Genomic DNA, 21,283 nt, shown 5'->3' on the forward strand with positions numbered 1-21,283 from the left:
GTGGTGTGGTCCGTTCTGGTGTTTCCCAAAATCGGACAAGGGTTCTGGAAGGTCCGCGTAGCGGTGCCTCTCCTGAAACCTTGGCCCTCGCCGAGAGCAGGGGGGGAACCGATGCAATGCTGAAATCCAGCCCAAAGGGGAGGGGGATCACCCGGCAACGCAGCCCGCAGGGACCGTTGGTGGGGACACCCTTTTGGGCGCAGTATTTCGGGGTTGCATTGGGGGACCGGCGGTCCCCTGATCGTCGTGCAGCGGCGTTCGGCTTGCCCGAACCCCAAACGACCAACAAAGACTCAGGGCCATCGGCCCGTCGCAGAAGCATAGCGATGATGTTTCGATCCGCCCTGGGCGGATCACACCGGACCTGAATGCCGCTCTATCTCGCTGGAAGTAGAGCGAGATATGAATATGCTGCACACAACTTTGGAGGTATATTCATGTCGGAAAATTTACGCAGGCACATGCGCCTGCACATTTTACTTTTTGCGGCACTCATCGGATCCTCGTCTACTGGTGCTTTAGCGCAAGACGCAGCATCCGACGATTGCGAGCTGGCCGTCGCTGCCATGATCAATTTGGCGCAGACGAATTTAGCCAACAGTGAAGCGATGGTGCAGTTATCCATTGATAAGTTAGGTCTTCTGACGTCTATCGGAGGACAGGCAAACGCTGATATGGTGGAGGCCATGTCAGCAATGGATGCAACACTCGACGGTGTTGAGCAAATTGATGGCCCCGTGGTTGCGGGCGGGATCGCGGCAATGCGCCGTATGTGTCCTGACGCATTCCCTCAAAACTGATAGAATGGGGGCTGTCTGCCCCCGCGCCCTGCAGGGCGCTCCCCCGAGGATTTTTAGGGGAAGATGAATGAAACGATTTTAAGCGTAGACCGGCGGACAACACGCTGCCGGTGTACGGGTCAGGCACATAATATTATTGTATAAGACACGATCTTGTAATATTGTCGAAACTGCGGACCTAGCAGGGATGCGACGGTGCGTGGAAGGTGAAAAAAACTCCGGTTGGATTTACCGAAAGGGCCGGGACCGCAAGGTTTCGGTCCTTTTTCTTTGAGAGGACGCAAATGAAATTTGTATTGATATTGGTGCTGTTCAATTTTCAGTCGGGATCAGAGGTGATCAGGGCGGAATTTGACGACATGCAAGCCTGCGCGGATGCGGCTTTGCGCACGTTTCAGGGCGTAGCTGCTGCCGTTGAATTGCGGGCGCTGGTGCCTGTTGAGGGCGCGACCGTGCTGGATGGCACGATGATCGCGTATAATGCTGATGGTGCGGAAACGGGAATGTATAGTTGCAGTCCGTCGCGCTCCACAAATTTGGGAGAATAGGGTGTTGGAAGACATTAAGTGGGCTGGGATGGCTGTGCTTTGGCCCCCCGCAACGAAAAAAGCGCGTGGGATGGTTTTATCGTTTCGCCAGTGGTGCATGATGCTCGGCGGGACGTTCTTCATGTTTTTGTGGAGCGTGTTCGTTGGCTCGTTCTTCATGTCGTCTTACGATCCAGTTGGCGGCGGCGCAATTTTCATTGGGCTGCTCATGGTCGGTGCAGCATTGTATTTTGCGTATCTCTTTTATGCCTTTGGTTGGCGGACGAAGACGCAGTAGATGAAAAACACAGAGACATACCGTGAAGGCTTTAGCGCCATATTGGCGTTTGAAGCTGCCTTCGATCATGCGGAAAAACTGCATGGACCTACTGCCTTTGACCCCCGCAAGGCTGACTTGTCTTCGCCTGGACTTGCGATGTTCAGACAAGTTGGCGAACGGTTGGATCGTTTGGGGGGCAGGGACGCGATGTTTGCTGCTGCTCACGCCCTTGCTGAAACCGATCCGCGCCGGTTCTACGGCCTCGGGGTGCTTTTAGGCGTTGTTTGGGCTGGCATTGGTGAGTGGTCATTGATCCGAGGATAATGCTTTGAAGATAATCAAGAACACGACCGATGTTCTGCAATTATCATCGAGAACTTGGTTCTGGGGCGGCGGGGTCGATGTGACCTTCGATAGCTTTATGAACAACGTCGAGATTTCGGAAAAAAGAGCCCTCACGACCGATACTCGGCGGTTCGCATGAGACGCCGCAGGCGGCGCAAGGGAATTGCTTGGTTTCGGCGGCGACCGGCATGGGGGACTGTATATCTTATGCAGTCTTTGGATGAACCGGACTTGTTCAAAGTCGGGTTTACCAAACGGCTGACGAAAAGCCGCAGAAACGCATTGAAAGGCAAAGTGGGGGGTCGATTAAAGGTCTATTACACTTTGTCGATGCCCAACGCATATTTCACGGAACAACGGGTTTTGCGCGATTTGCGGGCGCGATGGTTTGGCCGCGGTGATCGTCGCGGAACGGAGTGGTTTCGGTTGCGGCGCAACGAAACACTGCCTGACGTAGCTGCCCGAATTTTCAAAGCTGCTGGCGTGGTGCGCCGGGTATCGAAGCTGAAACTATCTTGGCCGAAGGACCAAGAATTTGTGATCTATAGTTGCAATGAACTGGCCCTTTTGGACGATAAGGGCAAAGATCGGCTGGGAATTAGCAAGGAAGGCAGGGAAAATGGCACTGGTGGATTTGAAAGGAAAGTCAAAGCGCGAGCTGAAGGCGCTCCTGAAGAACATTGAGAGTGAAATTGTGCACCGCAGGAAGCAGGAATTTCGCGAGGCAAAGCGCGTGGTGGGCGACATTGCAAAAAAGCATGGCTTCACGCTGCAACAGCTTTTGGCTGACGCACCGGCGCCAGTGAAAAGGAAAAAGCGGCAATCGGCACCTCGACCGCCCAAACCGCCGAAGTATCAAGATCCTCGGTCGCCAGAGAAAGCATGGTCCGGCTTTGGCCGTCCGCCAGCGTGGTTTAAGGAACATCTTGCGAATGGAAAAACGCCCGAAGACCTATTGATCACATGAAACGGTCTATGCGTTCTACGCTTGTATGGGGCGTAATTGCCGACCTTGAAAACTGGCGGCGTTCGATGCCAGCTGCGGTGATAATTCGTGATGACGATGCACTGTCGCAACTTGAATCTAGTGAGGCTTGCATTGGTTTGGCACATGCCCCGACCGAGCGGGCATTGTTGGCTCGGTTTCCCTCCTTACACACCCGTTGTCTTGATCTACTGCCAGCATCGCAAAGCACCCACTAGCGGCCGTCAGGTCGCGTGGGCGAAGATCGTCACCCTTTGGGCAGATCGGACCTTCCCTGGGCGGGGATGAAGCGAAGAAAATGACGCGGCTCTGTAAGAGACGCGGAATGACTATCGCGGCACCGTGCGCAGGGTAGGGCTGTTCTGAGTGTAAGCCGTCATGTGCCGGCTGAAACCTAGAGCTGGTCGGACGCTTGCGTTCGACGCCCCAAAAATTTCATTATGAAGGTCAAAACCGGGGCCTGAAAAATGTGCAATCTTTACTCCAACAACCTGCCTCAAGAGACGATGCGGCGTCTGTTCAACGTTAAGCCTGCGAATGATCAGCTTGGAAATGCGCAACCACTGCCTGCGATTTTCCCAAAGGGTAACGCCCCGATCATCACGCTCGATGGCGAGGGTTCGCGTCGGCTGGAAAATTCTCATTGGGGTTTCGTTCTGCCGCAAAAATCCAAGGTGACGGGAAATCCGATTCAGCCCAAGGCCGTGAACAATGCGCGTGACGATAAGCTGCTGACTTCGAGATTTTGGAAAACCAGCTTTGAAACGCGGCGTTGTCTCGTCCCAGCAACCAGTTTTTGCGAGGCCAAAGGGAAAAAACCGGCGACGTATTTTTGGTTTGGGCTGAAAGGCGACGAAGCGCGACCGCCGTTTGTGTTTGCGGGTATTTGGCGGTTTTTCAAAGGCCAATACGAACAAGAAGAACGGTCGCTGGTGACGTCCTCGATCATTACGACAAAACCCAATGAACTGGTGCGCGAGGTTCATCCAGACCGGATGCCTGTGATCCTGTCGCCCGAAAATCACGATGTTTGGCTCCACGGCTCGCCCGAGGATGCCTTTTCGTTGATTGCACCGTTTCCAACCGAACAAATGACGATCCACAAGCACGGGGAAGGGCTCAAATCTGACGCTGGATAGCAAAACAATCATCTGCTTTGCTGATCTTTCCGCTCGGCCAGTGCTTTCAAGCTACCGACGAGATTCAGGGTGCCGTTGCGGGCTGCACTTGTCATGCCACGAAGGTATCCGCCGGGGTTTTGAACACGGATTTCCGGTGTAAACCTGTTTGCATCTGTGATGATCAAGGCGAGAAGGGCGTCATTGTGGCCCATCACTTCGCAAGCGTCACGCCATGCCGTTTGATTGATCCCCAATTCGGGAAGCATCTGCACGGCTGCGGCAGAAACGTCATGCTCGGTGGGGGGTCGTCCACTGGTCCTTGCGTCGATGTAAAGCTGCATGTCCGGCGATGCGAGACCATAAAGGATCGGTCCTGACAGCTTTAATCGAATTTCGCCCTTGCTTGTTTCGCGCGACCTTTCATCATCTTTTTCTCTGCAATGTTCAGGGCCGTTAGGCTCTGAACCATCATATCCAGAGTGCGCGGGCTTGCCCGCGCTCCTTTTATTCACGCTTGCGTTACAGACAGGTTTAAAGTCTTGGGTTGTATCTTGTATATAGGGGGTAGCACTTGTGCTGCACCCGTGTTGCATATCTTGTGTTTCATTCAATAAATTGATGGTCTGCTGTGTGAGTAAGTCGGCCTCTGCGACGTGTTGACGAAGATCGTCCATGTCGATCCGCCTCAGTTGCCGTGCATCCGGCCACGCTTCGTATTCCGCTTCGATCTGCGACGTGTCGGCCCCAAGGTCGGCCAGGTCATTGATGGCGGCCTTTAGATGGCCCTTGTGGATGCTGCGTGTGTTGCACAGGAGGTTGCGCTCTTTGTTTAGCGCGTCCTGTTGGTGCTGGTGAGCGAGCATGGCGGGGACCAGTGCGATTGCGCACGAGAAGAACACGCCGCACCCATCAAACCCTGACCTGCCGCCATGCGCCATTGTGCGTTTGTCGATCAGGCCCACGGCAGCAAGCCGCTTTTCGTGTCGGGCGATGCTGTAACGGGATTTGCTGCGTCTCGCGGCAATCTCGCCCTGCCTACGGTAGCAACAGGGTTCGCGGTCGGGCGACTTCCAGTCGCTTGGCCGGGGATCTTCTGCCATGCGGACGAAAGTGGAAACTTCCGCGTCAGTTAGATTGAACATCGTCGGTGCGACGTTCTCAAACAAGCGGATGAAGCCGTCACGCTCCATGCCGTCTGGCAGGGTGGGAAACCCTTCGGTGTGGTGATCGTATCTCTCAATACGAGCTGCAATGCTGTGCATGTCTCTGTCCTTGCTCGGTTTAAGCAGGGCGGAAGCAGGCAAGTCTTTATGGTTCGCACAAATGCGTTTTTTGTTGCCAGCTTTGGAAGGGGGTGATAAAACCGAGATCAACAGCTTTTTTGATCTGCTAAAGAATTGGCGTTCTTTGGTTTCAGAACCCCCCCGTTAGGTTTCCGCCTTGCGGGGGTTTCTACTTTTTAGGGCTGTTTTCTCCTTTCGATTCTCTGTTTTCCGACGCTCTTAGAATACAGGGTATTGGCCGTTCGGCTATAGTACCTACTGTATGCTGCGCCTTGGTCTAACTCTTGTGGCGTTTGGAAGGGTCAGACCAAGATGCAGATGTAGCGAGCGCACAAATGCGTTTTTTTCTTGCTTGCCATGTTGGTGGGGTGTTAGAACCGGACTTGAAAAATATGGTAGCCACTTGGGACGCCAATCCCTTGGTTCTAAACCCCCCGTACAGGTTAACCCCTCTGCGGGGGTTTCTCGTTGTACGGCGGGAACTGCTCCTCTGCCTGTTGATTCTTATTATTTGTGACGACAGGCATACAACGTCTGGATGCCTGTCGCAATTATAGTATTGTTCGTTCGGCGTCATACCACGCCTAGTAGTTGACCTGCTCGAAGCCGTAGTTGCCTTCATAATCCCGCCATTCCACGAAGACCGAGCGATGGAAAATTGACGGGCAGTTGCTTGGGTAGTTTTCCAAACCCGTGTGCGCTGCGGGAAGTGAGCGATAATCGCTTGATCCGGTCCAGCGGAAATCGCCCTGCGTTCCATATGTGCCGACGCGCATTGAGAATGATCTGTTGCAATCATTGTCGCGACCGCTTTCGCGCTGTCTTGCATAAGTGACGTTGTAGACCCGGATGGACCTCACAAAATTGAACTCTTGCCCGCTGATGTCGATGTCTGCGCCACCCCCATCTTGAACAAGTTGCAATGCGTAGCCTTCTGGGAGAGGGGCCGCAGTCCCGCCGCTGCGTCGAACAACGGCGGGCTGTGGCTCAAGCGCGAAATCCGTGAGTGGTGCGCTTGGGTACGACTGCTGTGGTGCCACATCATCCAACTCTAGGAGAATGTCGTAGATGCGGTCGGCAGTCAGGGTTTCAGGATCGACGGTGTAAGCTGCGCCCATCGGACAGCGCCAGATTTGCAACGGGGGTTCAACAGGCCAAGGTGTGATCCTACGGATGAACTCGGCGCGGGCGCGGGCGCAAGGTACAGATGCGGGCCAGCCTCCCGATAAGCATAACAAAATTGCGCAATCAATCTGATAGGTCTGGGCCTGTGCGCGTTCTGGTGCCGCTGCGATGCCAGCTACGGCGGTTGCCAGTGCCAGTGCGCTTGTGCGGAGAATGTTCTTCATGATGTTCCCCTCTAAAATAGGTTATTATAACGACCTCACGGCGTTATAATATTGTTTAACCGGATTTTAGGGGTTGAATCAAGAGGTCTCACGTTTGGAAGCGTCGGCCCGAAACGGATGTTCGGGACCGAATCTCGCTTTAATTTATTTGGTGTTCTCAGCAAAGAACTGGAAAATTTGGCCCATGACGTCGCCGCCAACTTCCTCAGTTTCGGTAAGAACGTCATGCTTCGCGTTTCTGATCATAGCGAATTGGCCGTCCGGCCACTGCTCCATCCGACGCTTGATAGACGAGTTGTCCACCAGCTGATCCAATTCGCCGCAAAATGTAATGCATGGGATATCAGGTGACGGAACACTTGATAGGCTACGACATTCGGAGAGGGCTTCGTACAGCCAGGACAGTGTTGGCCCGCCGATTTGAAGCTCTGGGGCTTTCTTTGCCTGATCAACCCAATAATCATACATATCAGCGTTATGGGTTAAATTGTTGTCTTCAAACGGTGTGTTCAGAACGTAGATATCGCCACTCTCGCCGGGAACGTATTTGTGGCTCAAGCCGACCTTTTGAGAGGCCCATGATATGGGCCAAGCTGCCACTCGTTGAAGGGTGGACATTTTGATTCCCCACATGGGGGAAATAAAAGCGGCGGCGTCTACAGGAAGATCATCGAGCATCGCACGAAGACCGATGCAAGCCCCCATAGATACCCCAACAAGATAGTATGGTTTTGGAAGCTCAAGTTCCTCGACCGCTGCCAGTAGGGCGGCAACATCCTTTTGATAATCAGAAAAACGGTGAATATGACCCGCTTGTGGATCATCAGCCATCCGATCTGACAATCCCTGGCTACGCCAGTCAATCACTGCTGTTGAATAGCCGTTGTCGGCAAAGGTCTTTGCGACACGCCCGTATCGCTCCATGTATCCGAACCTGCCTAGCATGAGCAGGATTGTCCCTTTGGCCTCAGTATTGGTTGCGTAGATGCCCACGCGAACGCGCACGTTGTCATCTGTGGTCATCCAGTACGCGTTGGCCGTTTCGGGTCCATCAGCAATGTCGCTGTAGTATTTCGCCTGTTCCATCATCCACCTAAGAAAGTTTGCAGTTTTGGCCCAGACAAGACGCGCGTCGAGGCGATGATGCTCAACGCCAAGAGTAGTGAGAATCCATCAAACCGACCGACCAAGACTAAGTTTACAGAAAGTAACCCGATCACAAACAACATTCTTACAACCTCCCGCCCATCGCGAGCGAAAGAAAGATCTTCGCCATAGATTGAAAGTCGCTGGAAAATATTCTGAACCTTCATGACTGAGAATACAAAGATGGTCGCTGTGACCACGACCATTAGAAATGTGGTAAAGTGGGTAATGGAAGTGTTGTCCAACCACCCGTTCCTTGTCGAACCCACTCTGAAGAATGATAGAGCGTCCGTCTTGATCCACTGCACGAAATTTGGGCTGTCTGACGACAGATAGGTTACTTGCAGCTTAATAAGGGTCGCGAGCCAAAGGCCGAGGACGGCAACACGGAAGCTGCCCCATACAATTTTTTGACCTTCCTTCAAGATTTGCCGTCGATTGATGGTTCTCCCTTCGAGAACCAAGGTGGTGCAAATATCATGAAAATCGAAAACGACGATCACCAGAAACAACAATCCGAACATGAAGACCGCGATATATGACGCGGTGTAAAGGTATCCGATCGCAGACAAGATCATAGCTTCTGGAATGGAAATCACCTCTGGCCGCACAAGTGTCACAAGGTATCGGTCTATTTGAACGCCATTAGCGTCACCGGACAGATACGCAGGCAGGTAAATACCGAACCACTGGAAGCAGCAAACGAACAGAAAGCAGAACAACGCGATGGCCCAGAACGAGAACGAGAAGTCATTGACCTTCGCGTACCAAGCCACGTTTCGATGCGCCGTGACGGATTTGGAATCCACTGATATGCAGTTACCTCGGCCTACTCGCTTCCAGTATGTGTTGAGGTCTCCAACAAAGTATATGTAGAGCGGTAGAGCTATTAGGGGTAGGGCGTTGAGCGTTGGTGCCCAGATGAAACCGACTTGTTTGGACAGCCCTTCGACCGGTTCATATGTCACACTCAACGTTCCAAGTGCGTAGTTCAAAAAGCCAAGACCACAGAACACGAGCCAATACACAACGAGAAGGTTCATCGACCCTGAACCGCTTAAAATCCACTCTGTCTTCTCTGCCAACGTTCGGCTCGCCGGTTTTTCCGGTTGGATCGATGGACTTTGATGCTGTGTTTCCGCTTCACCAGTAGTGACTGGTTGATCTGTCTCTTTGGCTTCGTCCGATGTTGTGTGCTTCTTGGAAAGTTGTTTGGCTTTGCGCTCTTTGGTAAGGCGTTCCTTGGATGCCGCAATTTCGGCTTGCCATAGGCTCGTTGCTTCTGGATCGTCACAACCGAAAATCCGAGCAAGCCACTTGATGTTTTCGGGACCAATTCCGTGATCGTTATCCTGGAACCATAGCTGCACAATCCGCAGATTGATTCCCTTTTCGTTCTCTTCAAGCAAACAGATGGCTTCCATAAGCGCATCCGGTGTCCACGGTCCATCTGGAAAGCCGCTCGCATTTACAGGTCGGCCAGCACCGGCAGCGGCGAGGCGCGCAAAAAGCACCTTGAAGTTGTCTTCGGTTTTCTGCGGTGCAACAAAATATTTACCGTTTTTAATCAGTGAACTACTAGAAATTTTTTCGTTCCTTTGCGCTTCTTTGCGTATTCTATCGTGCAATTGCAGAGATTTTAAGCACAACTCCTAAGGGTAGTTCCAACCGCACGTTGCGCAGGAACAGCACGAGTGTTTACGCATTTTTTGAGCGCCAATTTCAGGGGGAATATCATCGTGACTGCTGCCTTATCATTCAACAACTCAGATCAAGAAACGATGCCAACAACAACAAAGACTACGGTTCGGGAAGCCAAACAGCGCCAAACCGCTGAACCCATCAAATTCATCCTAGATCGCGAGACACGGGCGGTTGTCGGTTGGCTCTACAAATGGAACACGGGAGCACTCGTTCCCATGTGGAAAGATGGCAAACGTCAGAATGTCATCTATGAATGATGATATCGTAGCCTATGGTTTGGCTGCAATGTAGGTCAATAATGCTGACCTAATTAACATAACAGTTCTTATGAGCCTTTTGCAGGTGCGTTGGTGTCAGCTTTCGTCAATGATAGGACTGGATTAATGGGACTCTTCAACGCAGCATTTCGATACGGTTCCCCGCTTCGGTTGCGCAATGAAGCGGGACGGTAGTCAACTAAGACGGCTGCGGAGCCTGCGGCACTCGTGCGCACCAACAAGGCGGCTCGCGCTCTTCGGCTTCACCTGGCTCATACCACGTGTGTCCGGTCCACATCCAAACTTCCCAGTCATCGCCCGGTTTGCGGACAATGTAGAAGTATCCAGGCGCATCTTCTCGACCGCTATGCACTAAACCACCTCATCAAAACCGAACACCGAAGAGGCCGCCCGTCTCTTCCTCGTCGTATAGTCGCGTGGGATTCACATGCTTCCATACGTCGAAGTCATCATGAAAGCCGTCTTGCGGCAAAGCATCAGAGTTCATCGTGACGATGTATTGGAACCCGACACGCTCGGCATGTTCGGCTCCGAGCTGAAGTGCCTTCGCGACCTGTCTCTCATCAACACCGTCAAAAAGGTGGCTATCATGGATCAGAAAACCCGGACCCAGCCCTCGTTTCGTCGCCAGTTCTGACAGCATCAGATCGAAGCAGAAAATCTGCATGTTGTTGATGCCTTTGCTGCGCTGTGCATCAATCGTCACGTCGAACGTGGGTCCGTTGTCGGTGGCACCGATTTCGAGGTTACCCGCCTGCTCATAAAGAGCGTTTGAGAGGTTTTCGAACACAAGGATCGCTTCCTCAACGATCCCGCTTCTCTCGTGCAGGTCGGATTGCAGCGCTTGCTGTAGGCGGGCGCGCTCGATGTCGAGTTGAACCTGCGTGCTTTCGATCCGCTCAGCGATTTCCAGCTGCTGGCGCAAAGCCTCTACATCAGCCTCAGACCGGCCAAGTTCTTCCTGCAATTTGGTGTAGTGATCCAGCGCACCGCCTGACTTGAGGATGCCCATAATCTCCTGTCGGCGGCGATCCAACTCTGCCCGTTCTTCATTTCGCTCTTCAATCCGCTTCTCCGCAGATGATATTTCGCCTGTCAGGTGCGCCTTCCGGTTTCTGACGATAGCTTCGTGAAACGCAGACACCTCTTCGAAACGCTTGCCTACAGTCCCAGGCAAGACAACCCCGGCTTCGTTATAAACCTTTTCGACATTGGAGATTGCCGGTGGTTCTTCACTCTCAAGCGCTTTGGTCAGTTGCAGTATCAGGTCCCGGTCGATGAGATTATCATTGTTCATCGTGGAGATCGCTCGGGTGATTTCCGACGCCTCTTTTTCGAGGGCGGTATACTCCGGGACCACGTTAAAGGTTGCGATCTGCTGGCGTAGCCGGTCAGCCTTCCCCTGAGCAACCGTCAGACGAGTTCGAAACTGTGCGGAGCTTCCATAAAAGTCCCCAAGGCTGCCTTGTTTCGCCGCCTTGCGCAGTTCTTTCATAGCCTTCTCTTGATCGCGGGTTTCCTGAAATTGTTGCGAAATACTCGCGTCCAGACCAAGAAGGTAAGATAAGCCAACTTGCTGGTTCCAGCTGGACTGATCTTCTGAGTTTTTCGTCGGATGCGAAAACGCTCCACTGTTCTGGCGGCGGGCGAAATAAGGAAACATTGATCGAAATGTCGGGCCAAATCGGCCACGGGCATCTTCGTTAGTCGGAAGATCGAAAAAAAGGGCTCCGAGAACTAACTTCCAATTTGCTTGCGATAAAACCAAGTCACCGGTCTTTGTTTCAAGATCGGGCTTGATCGGCCAATGCGCGGTCTCGCCCTGTATCCGTATCCTTGAGGGTTTCGAGCCTGAGCGAGCTGCGGTCATCACATGGCCGCCGATGCCCGCTTGGATCTCGAACGTATGGGGGATCAGGGTGTCAGATCGGAAAATGCTTTTCTTGTCCGCGTTGCTGCCAAATATGAAGTGAACCAGCTCGACAAAGCTCGACTTGCCAGCACCGTTGCGGGTCTGACGATCGGTTGCTTCGGCCCCCTTTTCGGCAAGGACGATATTGAGACCCTGCCCGAACGTAAGGGACTTGAAGCTATTTAAGTCGCTGGTGATGGAATGGATCATGTCACCGCTTTCCGTAGAAGGCCGTTCTCGAACGTGACGGCATTCAACATGAAAAGCAGATTGAGTGCCAAAACGAACCAATCATAGTTTATGGGCGCAGTGCCGACAGATTTACCGCGTTGCTCGCGCACTTCGTCCCATACCTTCGAAACCGTCATCGGACGATTGAGGCAGGCGAGGACTTCTGCTCCAACCGTAAGCAGAGCGCGTTCAGGCCGGATATGTTTGGTCGGAAGAATCATGTTGCTGCACCCTCCTCAATATGATCCTCGAAAATGTCGCAGCGCTCGAAGAAATACGACATAACAGCGAGAACAGCGGCCTGATGTTCGGGGCTACCCGACATGCCCCCCGCAAACTGTTGGAGCTCTGCGAAAACGGCATCGGGACTCGCGCCTTCGTCCCGGAGAGCTTGATAACGGTCTCTGAAACCTTGCGCGATCTCCTCGCCAAAGTTTGGAACTGGATACTGCTCGAAGAAGCGTTCGACCAGACGCTCTTGGCGACGCCCTACACGAAGCAGGCCGGCGGCGGCGTCAGAGAGGTCGTTTGCTTGCAATTTCGTGGCTGAGGGCGCCGTGAGCGGAGGATTATCGTCAGGCTCCATGCGCGGGATCGCGAGGATCACGGGTTGAAGCTCCATGAACTCCAACTGCGAAAGCGTCGTCTGCGTCGGAGCCGCACCGAAAAGGTCCGTAAGCTGCGTTGGCGTTAGCGACATCACGACATCGAACAACTCGGCATAGCCCATCGACCCAAGTTTCACGGTGGGGTTTGCAGCTTCCAAATCGACAAGTTGCTGCACGACATCGGCCGGAAGGCCGTCCATATCATTATGGACAAAGATCCATCTCTCCATCCGCGCACCCCAATGGCCGAGTGCGCCGTTGAAATCAGTATCGACCTTTGCCTGCATGGCATCGAGCTTAGTGCTGCGGGGTCCGTAGCACTGAAAGATGGTTTTGTCGCTTGCCCGGTAGCCATCGCTCTTCCGGTCGCCCTTGTTTCCGTATGCACGTACAGGCTGGAAATCGCCGGGAAAGGTATGTCCCATGATCGCGGCGAACATGTCTTCGAATGCCTGCCCTTCGTTCTTCAGGAAGGCATTCTCAAATTTGATCTGGAAAATGAAGCGCTGAAGCTCATCCATCACGTAGTCGCCGCCAAGGCGCGCTGGATCGTGCTTCTGTTGACCCCCAGTATTTCCGCCATGCCTGAGACAGTTTCACGTTTCGTCTGGATGGCCCGTTTGGCGTGTGCGATTTGTGTTGGCGTAAGGGCCGGCGGCCGACCCAGACGCTTGCCGCGCTTCTTTGCGGCTTTTAGCCCCGCTGTGGTCCGCTCTCTGATGAGGTCACGCTCGAATTCGGCAAGCGCGCCCATGATGTGAAACACTAACCTTCCACCTGCGGTTGTCGTGTCGATCCCGTCCGTCAAACTGCGGAACTCGATGCCACGGTCTCCAAAAAGCTTCAGAAGATGAATCAGGTCCGCAATAGACCGCCCTACCCTGTCCAGCTTCCAGACAACCAAAGTATCGCCTTCGCCCAACAGATCCATCGCCTCGGAAAAACCTGTCCGGGTCTCTGCCACCGTCGCTCCGCTCTGCGCCTTGTCAGTGACGATGCGACCGCACCCGGCTTCAGTCAGCGCCTCGATCTGTAGATCAAGGTTCTGTTCGTCTGTAGACACGCGTGCATAGCCGATTTTCATGACAGCTTTGTGCATCAGGTTTTTGCGGCAGTCCACCTCAAAAGAAATCAATGACTTGGCGGAAGGCAAAAAAGTGCCGCAAAAAGGGTCGTTTTTGCAACACAGGACATGATGGCTCGTTTGCTCGGCACAGAAAGAATTGCTTCTTCTGATCATTCTATTTGACGGGCTTCAACATAGTGTCGCAGTGCTACGTTGTTAAACGATCAAGACAGGTCCACAATGGCACAGAAAATATAGTCATTGAGAGAAAAGTATTTTGCACTCATCTGCCAATCTTAGCCAGAAAAAGGCTATCGCGCACTTTGATGGTCCAGTGTTGATTATCGCAGGTCCTGGCTCAGGTAAAACCTATACACTTGTTGAGCGCGTCGTGGCGTTGATAGAGGCCGGGAAGGCTACAGCCGAAACCCTTCTAGTGGTAACTTTCACAGAAAAAGCGGCACAAGAGCTAACAACCCGAATTTCAAACCGATTACTGTCCGCTGGGCTTAGTTTCAACGTCAATGAGATGTACATTGGTACTTTTCATTCTATATGCCTTCGCATCTTAAAGGATCATAGCGAGTTCACGAGGTTAAAGCGCAGCTTCAATCTTCTCGACCAATTTGATCAGCAATATTTCCTCTACCAACGCCTAAAAGAGTTCAAAGCCATCGATGGGATAACCGAATTAATCGGCGAAGACCGGTCTGGGCGTTGGTATCAATCGACGCAGCTCTTAAAGTGGTTGAACAAAGTCACAGAAGAGACCCTGGACATCAAGGCGCTCGAAGACTCAGGGCAAGCGTCACTTCAGGCGCTTGCCGAGTGTTTCGCGACCTATCAGCACCTATTGGAAGAGGCGAATGCGCTCGATTTTTCGGGCATTCAGTTCGAGGCTTTGCGGTTGTTGAAGGATCACCCCGGTGTCTTAGAGAGCCTGAAATCCAAGTTCTCCCACCTTATGGTCGATGAGTACCAGGACACGAACACGATCCAGGAGCAGATACTTTTCCACTTGGCCGGTGACACAAAAAACCTGTGCGTCGTGGGCGACGATGATCAGGGTTTGTACCGATTTCGCGGCGCGACTATTCGGAATATTCTTGAGTACCCCAGCAATTTTGCGAAGGGCGAATGTGAACAAGTATCCCTTACGGTAAACTATCGCTCTGACCCGAAAATTATCGACTTCTACAATTCATGGATCGCTGATGAAGAATGGAGCGATAAGGACGCGCAATACCGGTATGACAAGGTTATCGAACCGCGCCCCGATGATTTTGCGGACGTCAGCTCGGTTCTGAAAATCACCCAAACTGACAACAACAGCTTTCAGGATGAAGTCTACGAGTTCCTGCGCCATCTCGAGGCGTCTGGCGAACTGACAGACTGGAACCAGGTCGCATTTCTGTTCCGGTCTGTGAAAAACGACAAAGTGCTTGCGCTTGCCCGGCACCTCGAGTCCAATGGCATCCTGGTCTATTCGCCGCGCTCCAACCTCTATTTTGAGCGCGAAGAGATTAGGTTGATGATCGGTGCGCTGATCTTCCTGTTCCCGCAGTTTGCAGATGTTCGACAGGAGCGCGCAGACCTCGAGATGCGCGTTTGGGAGTACTATGACGAGCAGTGTTTCAAGTTTTTCGTTCAGGAACTGCGCAAACCAGAGAATAAGCGGTTGCTGGAATGGGCGCGGCCGTTGGCCAAACGGCATCTCAACCTGACCGCAGATGCTGACTACGCGTTTTCCGGGCTGTTCTACCAGCTCCTCCAGTTCCCTCTCTTCAGCAGGTTTCTGGAAGAAGACCAACTGACCGGCGTTGATAAAGGACGCGCGGCGCGCAACCTTGCGACGTTTTCCCAGCTCTTAGTGAAGTTCGAGTATCTTCACTACATCACGGTTCTGAATCCGCGTTTCTTGGATCAGAACATCCGGGATCTGTTCAATCGCTACCTCAAATTTTTGCACGAGGGCGGGATCAACGAATACGAGGATGACAGCGAATACGCGCCCAGTGGGTGCGTCTCCTTCCTGACAATCCACCAGTCCAAGGGACTCGAGTTCCCGATTGTGATTTGCGGATCGCTCGAGGCGACGCCGCGCAAGCAGTGGACGGACATCGATGAACTGCTCGAGCCCTTCCTGAACAAGCCACCGTTCGAACCGATGGAGCGAACCAAGTTTTTCGATTTCCGGCGGCTCTACTACACCGCCTTCTCGCGGGCACAGAACCTTTTGGTGCTGGCCACGGAAGTCAAGGAGGGGCGTGGGCGGTCACCGTCGCGGTACTTCGATGACTGCTTCCACGATCTGCCCCATTGGCGCGATCCAAAATTTGTGGTCGAGAATTTCGACTTCGAACAGGTTAAGGACGTGAACCTCAAGCGGGAATACTCCTTCACCTCGCACATCACCCTGTTCGAGAACTGCGCCGAACAGTACCGCTTCTTCAAAGAGCTCGAATTCCAGCCGATCCGGGCCGGGGCGCAGCTCTTTGGTACGTTGGTGCACCAGACGATTGAGGACGTGCACAAGGCCGTCCTGCGGGGTGAGCCGCATCTGGTCACCGAGGATCAGATCAAAGGGTGGTTCGACACGAACTACCACTACCTGTCCAAGCGCGAGCGCCAATATCTGGCTCCGCCGTCGCTTAGGGCAGCGCATGGCCATGTTGTGCGATATGTGGACCGCGAGCGTAAGAATTTCGACCGGCTGAAGGAGGCGGAGGTCGATATCTCGTTGGTCAAGGACAGCTATATCCTCAAGGGCAGTGTAGACCTGATCAGGGGCGAAAACGGCACGGTCGAGCTGATAGACTTCAAGTCGGAACGTAAGCCGGACATGGAGAAGGACCGCAGCCGCCTGCACCAATATCAGCGTCAGCTTGAGGTTTACGCCCATTTGGTTGAGGAACGGACAGGCGAGAAGGTCAGCAAGACGCATCTCTACTATACCGGCGAGCAGGACAGTAACCCGTTTATCTCATTCGAAAAGGACGGTAAGGCTATTGGCAAAACTATCGCATCATTTGATGCCGTCGTGGACCGGATTGAGGGACGCGACTATGCGATCAGGGAACGTCCCGCAAAGCTGTGTGAGAACTGCGATATGCGGGCCTATTGCGATATGAAGAACTGGAATTTTAAGGCGGGCGGTGCGTGATGGCGGACGATCAAGAAAATATGGATTTGGGACCGGTCGCGGCGGGAGAGGTCTCTTCGGTAGAGGGTTACAAGTTTCAGCCGATCAAGGGCTACCCGATGCTCAATTGGCGCGGCAAGCGGCCCTTTACCTCCACCCAGTTCTACCCGGCGCAGCTGAAGGAAACCTATGGTGAAGAGGTGGACGGTTGGCGCAACAAGATCTTCTGGGGCGATAACCTTCAGGTGATGAGCCACCTTCTGAAAGAATTCAGGGGCAAGGTCGATTTAGTCTACATCGATCCACCTTTCGATTCTAAGGCCGACTATAAGAAGAAGATCAAACTTCGCGGCGAAAAGGTGCTTAACGATTCCGGAAGCTTTGAAGAAAAGCAGTATTCAGACATCTGGACCAATGACGGATATCTTCAGTTCATGTATGAGCGCCTCGCGGTTATCCGGGAGCTTCTGTCTGAACGAGGTGTACTGTTTGTTCACGTTGATCCTGGCGTCTCGCATTCAATAAAGCTGATGCTCGATGAAATATTTGGGCACACAAATTTTCTTAACGAAATCATCTGGAGTTACCGCCGCTGGCCCTCGACCTCCAAGAAATATCAGAGCATGCACGATGTCATTTTCTTTTACAGGAAAACATCCTCAGAAGACCGTGTGTTTCATACCGAGTATGAGGGCGCATCTGAGAGCTACATGAAGCGCTTTGGCGGCAAAACACAGATATTAGACCCTGACAGCGGCACACGGAAAATTACGTCGGAAGAAGAAACCAAAGGCATGCCTATGCGAGATGTCTGGGACATTTCGGTTCTGGCAGGGAATAAGCCAGAAAGAGTTGGGTATCCAACTCAAAAACCCGAAGAATTGCTGGAACGGATCATTGCAAATAACAGCCCTGAAAACGGTTTGGTTTTTGATTGTTTCATGGGGTCGGGTACTACTCAGTCCGTTGCGGCCAAGTTGGGTCGTCGTTTCATCGGGGCAGATATCAATCTTGGATCTGTTCAAACGACGACAAAGCGCCTCATAATGTTAATTGAGCAGCCACGAGAACTCGGCGGCAAACAGATGCCCGGATTTGATGTGTACAATGTCAATAACTACGACGTTTTCCGCAACGAGATTGAAGCTAAAGCACTGCTTGCTGAGGCTTTAGAAATCCAACCTATCGAAACAAGCTCTATCTACGACGGCGAAAAAGACGGACGCATGGTCAAGATTATGCCTGTGAACCGCATCGCGACTAAGGCCGATCTGTCCGAGCTGATCGCAGGTTTTGATTACAAAGCATTTCAACGCCGCCAAAACACCAACCCGAACCAGCCGGTCGAAAAAATCTTGCTTGTCTGCATGGGTCACGAACCCGACCTGAAAGCGCAGCTCGAGCTCGAAGTGAAACCCCACAAAATCGATGTGGAGGTCGTGGACATATTGCGCGACAAGTCCCAGCTCGAATTCAAACGCGACTCTGAGGCGCGACTGGCCATCAAGGACGGCCATCTGGAAATCGAACGCTTCTACCCGATGAACCTGCTGCAAAAGCTCTCGCTCCAAAAAGAGCAAGTCACAGATTGGCGCGAGATGGTCGAAAGCATCATGGTGGACTGGAACTACGACGGCGCGATCTTGCAGCCGGTCGAATTGGACGTGCCTGAAAAGAATGAGCTGGTCAGCGGCCGCTACAAGGTGCCCGAGGACGCAGGCACGGTGCGGGTGAAGATCACCGATCTGTTGTCGGAATCTTGGGAAGGCAGCATCGATGCCTAAAAAGACCGACGCCGCCCTTGGCGAATTCGCCTTCTTCAAGTTCCTCCTGACGTTCTACCAGCAGAATAAGAAGCGGATCAGAGTCAGCTATCGCGATCTGTCGAAGAAGTTCCTCGACTTCAACGATCCCGAAAACGCCCACGCCTACTTGCGCACGCCGCAGTTCGAGGCGCTGGAAATCTATGTGTTCTTGAAGGAGTTCTTGGACAACAAGCGCATCGAACAGATCTTCAAGGAATGGTACGAAAAAGAGGGCGTGTTCGCCGACCGCGCCGAGGGCGGCGTCGCAGCCGACACCGGGCAAATCAGCCTGTTCGAGGACGTATCCCAGAAGCAATACGAGGACGTGTTCAAAGCCATGCGTAAAAACGCGCGGGCCTATCCGAACTACATCTTCGCGCTGACCATGGGCACCGGCAAAACCATTCTGATGGCCACGTGCATCTTCTACGAGTTTATCTTGGCCAACAAATGGAAGAAGGACCCCAAATACTGCCACAACGCGCTGGTATTCTCGCCTGACAAAACGGTGCTTTTGTCGCTGCGCGAGCTTGAAACCTTTGAATTGTCCAAGGTGGTGCCGCCTGAGTACGTGAACTTTCTGACGTCCCACATCCGGTTCCACTTTCTGGAAGAGGCGGGAACGTCCCTCGACACACTCGACCAGTCCATGTTCAACGTCATTGTGTCCAACACGCAGAAGATCATTCTGAAGCGAAAGAACAAGGAAAAGACCGCCATAGATGATCTGTTCGGCGCAACGCCGGATACGTTCAAAGAGAGCGGGAGCGTCTATGCCGATGCCGCTGACTTATACGATTTCGACACGCCGGAAGAAGAAGGCGAGCTGACCACCAATCAACGGTTTGAGAAGCTCACCCGTCTTGGACAGCTGGGCATCTACGTGGACGAGGCGCACCACGCCTTTGGCAAAAAACTTGCCAAAGATATGGGGATCGGGGCGAAAGAAACGGACAATAGCCTGCGCACGACCATCGACAAGCTGGCTTCTCGCCTCGAGCGGGCAGGAACGCGCGTTGTCGCCTGTTTCAACTACACTGGTACGCCATATATCGGCCAGACCGTGCTGCCCGAGGTCGTCTATGCCTATGGTTTGAGCGACGCGATCGCCAACGAGTACCTGAAGAAGGCCGACCTGCACGGATATTCGAACACCAAGTCGGAAGAGTTCCTGCGCATCGCTATCGATGACTTCCTCACGAAGACTGACGGATTGCGACCAGAAGGTCTGCTGCCGAAGATGGCGATTTTCGCGACCACGATTGATGAGGTGCGCAACGAGCTCCAGCCGCTTGTCGCAAAAATTCTTGAAGAGAAAGGGCTTCCCGCAGACAGCATCCTTGTAAACCTCGGAGATGATAAGACAACTAACGACGACATTCGCGAGTTCATCCGCCTTGATACGCCAGGCTCCAAGAAGCAGTTCATCCTGCTAGTGAACAAGGGACGCGAGGGATGGAACTGTCGCTCGCTGTTCAGCGTGGCGATGTTCCGAACGCCAAAGTCGAAGGTATTTGTTCTTCAGGCTACTATGCGTTGTTTCCGGTCAATCGGCGAAACCCAGCACACAGCGCACGTCTACCTTTCAGCGGACAACCTTCAGATTTTGAATGACGAACTTAGCCAAAACTTCAGGCTGTCTGCGGACGACCTGAACAATGCAAACAGCCATAAGCAAAGATACGAGATTCTGGTCAAAGAACCCGTTGAGAGGATCAAGTTGCAACGTGTTCGCCGTTCCTTTGAGCTGATCGAAAAGGAACTGCTTCCAAACCAGGAGCTTGGCATTAATCGCGCTGATAAGAGCGCTTGGCAAATGCTGACCGGGAAGTACAACCTCCTCGAGACCGTACAAAGCGGCATCGAGCCATCTCAAATAGGCAAAACGGCTTCCTCCAAAACCATCGACCGGACGGAACTACGACAGAAAGTCGTGTTCTCGGAGATTATGCTTGTTTCCGAAGTCGCGAGGTATTTGGGGCGCAGCCCGTTGGAAATCGAAGCGATCCTTAAATCCACCGGTGAAGGCATTCAAAACATCCTCGACGCGATCAACGATTACAACGAATTGCTCTACGACGTGGTGATCCCGCGCCTCTTTGGTCTTTTGTACGATTTGGAGCAACACGAAATCACCGAAGAGCATGAAGTCGAACTCGTGAGATTGCCCGAAAATGGCTCATACTCTGTAATGGCCGATCCAAATCTGGTGGTGACAGATCAAGACGTTGAAGATGCGCTTGTTTCTTCGAAATCGTTCCACCTGGATACATATGCGTTTGACTCGCGGCCTGAGCAGACGCTTTTTTGGGATTTGATCCGAGAAGGAGCCGTCAAAAAACTGTACTTCACCGGAATGCTGACCCATGGCCAGTCTGAGTTCTTCATCCAATACGTGGATCCAGAGTCAAGAATGGTCCGAAGCTACTATCCAGATTTTTTGTTCGAAAAAGACGATGGGACTTATGTGATCGTCGAGGTGAAAGGCGACAACATGATCGACGACCCGATTGTGCAGGCTAAACGTGAGTATGCTGAGCAGATGGCCGAGGCATCCGGTATGAAATATGCGATTATAAAGGGAACCGACGCTGAGGCTCATAATTTCAGCTTTCTACTATCAGCATTGTAGTCGAGGAACTTGCTACAGTCCCAAAACTAGAAGCCAAATAGATATTATGGGCATATGACTGTTACAGTA

Annotated in this window: 19 protein-coding genes; 11 read left to right on the forward strand and 8 right to left on the reverse strand. The window is 52.7% G+C overall.

The features are described from left to right. Positions 1-437: 437 nt before the first annotated feature. The 7 genes from AABB29_RS19945 to AABB29_RS19975 all read left to right on the forward strand — a co-directional run bounded on the left by AABB29_RS19945 (position 438) and on the right by AABB29_RS19975 (position 4,076). Positions 438-800 (forward strand): hypothetical protein, encoded by a 363-nt coding sequence (locus AABB29_RS19945; protein ID WP_341369119.1) that lies wholly within the window; start codon positions 438-440, stop codon positions 798-800. A gap of 284 nt (positions 801-1,084) precedes the next feature. Beyond that, positions 1,085-1,348, forward strand: coding sequence for a hypothetical protein (locus AABB29_RS19950; protein ID WP_341369120.1), 264 nt, complete (start codon positions 1,085-1,087; stop codon positions 1,346-1,348). Between the two features lie 4 nt (positions 1,349-1,352). Then, on the forward strand, positions 1,353-1,625 hold the full coding sequence (locus AABB29_RS19955; protein WP_373636927.1) for a hypothetical protein: 273 nt from the start codon (positions 1,353-1,355) through the stop codon (positions 1,623-1,625). Beyond that, positions 1,626-1,931, forward strand: a complete 306-nt coding sequence (locus AABB29_RS19960; RefSeq protein WP_341369122.1) for a hypothetical protein — start codon at positions 1,626-1,628, stop codon at positions 1,929-1,931. A 228-nt stretch (positions 1,932-2,159) separates the two neighbouring features. Beyond that, complete coding sequence (locus AABB29_RS19965) at positions 2,160-2,636, forward strand: GIY-YIG nuclease family protein (protein WP_373636928.1); 477 nt, start codon at positions 2,160-2,162, stop codon at positions 2,634-2,636. Beyond that, entirely contained in the window at positions 2,572-2,919 is a 348-nt protein-coding gene (locus AABB29_RS19970) for an H-NS histone family protein (protein WP_341369124.1), read from the forward strand. Before AABB29_RS19965 ends, AABB29_RS19970 begins: the two co-directional genes overlap by 65 nt. 485 nt (positions 2,920-3,404) lie before the next feature. Further along, positions 3,405-4,076: an SOS response-associated peptidase gene (locus AABB29_RS19975; protein WP_341369125.1), complete on the forward strand. Its 672-nt coding sequence runs from the start codon at positions 3,405-3,407 to the stop codon at positions 4,074-4,076. Between the two features lie 8 nt (positions 4,077-4,084). On the opposite strand, the gene repC is transcribed toward AABB29_RS19975, so the two are convergent. The 4 genes from repC to AABB29_RS19995 all read right to left on the reverse strand — a co-directional run bounded on the left by repC (position 4,085) and on the right by AABB29_RS19995 (position 9,485). Beyond that, on the reverse strand, positions 4,085-5,320 hold the full coding sequence (gene repC / locus AABB29_RS19980; RefSeq protein ID WP_373636929.1) for a replication initiation protein RepC: 1,236 nt from the start codon (positions 5,318-5,320) through the stop codon (positions 4,085-4,087). A gap of 605 nt (positions 5,321-5,925) precedes the next feature. Continuing rightward, on the reverse strand, positions 5,926-6,690 hold the full coding sequence (locus AABB29_RS19985; protein ID WP_341369127.1) for a hypothetical protein: 765 nt from the start codon (positions 6,688-6,690) through the stop codon (positions 5,926-5,928). Positions 6,691-6,834: 144 nt separating this feature from the next. Further along, positions 6,835-7,779 carry an alpha/beta hydrolase gene (locus AABB29_RS19990; RefSeq protein WP_341369128.1) on the reverse strand — a complete coding sequence of 315 codons (945 nt, stop codon included), beginning with the start codon at positions 7,777-7,779 and terminating at the stop codon, positions 6,835-6,837. Then, entirely contained in the window at positions 7,776-9,485 is a 1,710-nt protein-coding gene (locus AABB29_RS19995; protein WP_373636930.1) for an RcgA family putative transporter, read from the reverse strand. Before AABB29_RS19995 ends, AABB29_RS19990 begins: the two co-directional genes overlap by 4 nt. Positions 9,486-9,530: 45 nt before the next feature. Between AABB29_RS19995 and AABB29_RS20000 the strand changes: the two genes are divergently transcribed. Next, on the forward strand, positions 9,531-9,797 hold the full coding sequence (locus AABB29_RS20000) for a hypothetical protein (RefSeq protein WP_341369130.1): 267 nt from the start codon (positions 9,531-9,533) through the stop codon (positions 9,795-9,797). 385 nt (positions 9,798-10,182) lie between these two features. Here AABB29_RS20000 and AABB29_RS20005 read toward each other — a convergent pair whose 3' ends face one another. The 4 genes from AABB29_RS20005 to AABB29_RS20020 are packed head-to-tail and all read right to left on the reverse strand — an operon-like array spanning position 10,183 to position 13,668. Continuing rightward, positions 10,183-11,940, reverse strand: a complete 1,758-nt coding sequence (locus tag AABB29_RS20005; protein WP_341369131.1) for an ABC-three component system protein — start codon at positions 11,938-11,940, stop codon at positions 10,183-10,185. Further along, positions 11,937-12,182, reverse strand: coding sequence for an ABC-three component system middle component 6 (locus AABB29_RS20010; protein ID WP_341369132.1), 246 nt, complete (start codon positions 12,180-12,182; stop codon positions 11,937-11,939). The genes AABB29_RS20005 and AABB29_RS20010 overlap by 4 nt, the downstream gene beginning before the upstream one ends. After that, complete coding sequence (locus AABB29_RS20015; RefSeq protein ID WP_341369133.1) at positions 12,179-13,090, reverse strand: ABC-three component system protein; 912 nt, start codon at positions 13,088-13,090, stop codon at positions 12,179-12,181. The genes AABB29_RS20010 and AABB29_RS20015 overlap by 4 nt, the downstream gene beginning before the upstream one ends. Further along, complete coding sequence (locus tag AABB29_RS20020; protein ID WP_341369134.1) at positions 13,090-13,668, reverse strand: recombinase family protein; 579 nt, start codon at positions 13,666-13,668, stop codon at positions 13,090-13,092. The genes AABB29_RS20015 and AABB29_RS20020 overlap by 1 nt, the downstream gene beginning before the upstream one ends. 244 nt (positions 13,669-13,912) lie before the next feature. Here AABB29_RS20020 and AABB29_RS20025 point away from each other — a divergent pair, with 244 nt between their 5' ends. Genes AABB29_RS20025 through AABB29_RS20035 form a run of 3 tightly spaced genes read left to right on the forward strand, consistent with a single transcriptional unit; the run spans position 13,913 to position 21,214 of the window. Then, a complete protein-coding gene (locus AABB29_RS20025; RefSeq protein ID WP_341369135.1) occupies positions 13,913-16,798 on the forward strand; it encodes an ATP-dependent DNA helicase in 2,886 nt (961 codons plus the stop codon). After that, the gene (locus AABB29_RS20030) at positions 16,798-18,561 is read left to right on the forward strand and encodes a site-specific DNA-methyltransferase (protein WP_341369187.1); all 1,764 of its coding nucleotides are present in this window, start codon (positions 16,798-16,800) and stop codon (positions 18,559-18,561) included. Before AABB29_RS20025 ends, AABB29_RS20030 begins: the two co-directional genes overlap by 1 nt. Continuing rightward, entirely contained in the window at positions 18,554-21,214 is a 2,661-nt protein-coding gene (locus tag AABB29_RS20035) for a TnsA endonuclease N-terminal domain-containing protein (protein ID WP_341369136.1), read from the forward strand. The genes AABB29_RS20030 and AABB29_RS20035 overlap by 8 nt, the downstream gene beginning before the upstream one ends. Positions 21,215-21,283: the final 69 nt, after the last annotated feature.

The sequence above is a fragment of the Yoonia sp. BS5-3 genome (assembly GCF_038069655.2).
Lineage (GTDB): Bacteria > Pseudomonadota > Alphaproteobacteria > Rhodobacterales > Rhodobacteraceae > Yoonia > Yoonia phaeophyticola.